General features: G+C 68.2%; 1 pseudogene. It reads right to left on the reverse strand.

Features of this window, described 5'->3' with window-relative positions:
• Window positions 1-107: 107 nt before the first annotated feature.
• A pseudogene (locus tag HUX53_RS40535) lies at window positions 108-428 on the reverse strand (DUF5753 domain-containing protein).
• Between the last annotated feature and the right edge of the window lie 53 nt (window positions 429-481).

The raw sequence follows: 481 nt of genomic DNA on the forward strand, positions 1-481 counted from the left end.
GGGAACACGATGTCATGCAGCGGGGAGAGTTCGAGCAGGATAAACGATTCGGCCAACACCGAGTGGGCGACCCCCAAGGGCAGGAGCTGCACGTTCACGTCCGGCAGCTAGGGCATCCGGTACAGATGTTCGCGCTGCTCGCGCATGACCTTCGCATCGCCGATCAGGCGCTGCAGAACCGCCTCGTCGGGCACCGCCGACAGTTCCGGCGGGTGCGGGCCGTCCAGCAGCGCGGGGCGCCGCATCCGCACGTCCAGCCGGCGTTCCAGCTCCTGCGGGGGCAGCGTGGCCTGGTCGCTCTATCCGCCGATAACGGGCCGCGCGTATTGCTCCGTCTGCCGTAGCCCAGGAAAGACGTTGCAGCCCCATTCCCGGGCGGCATTGGCCTCGAATTCCAGCTCGATGAAATCGGCAAGCGAGCTCGGCAGGTCGGGGTCCTCCTCCCACCAGCCCCGCTGCGCGGCGTCGTGCGCGAGGGAGA

This window comes from Actinomadura sp. BRA 177 (genome assembly GCF_013372625.1).
GTDB lineage: Bacteria > Actinomycetota > Actinomycetes > Streptosporangiales > Streptosporangiaceae > Spirillospora.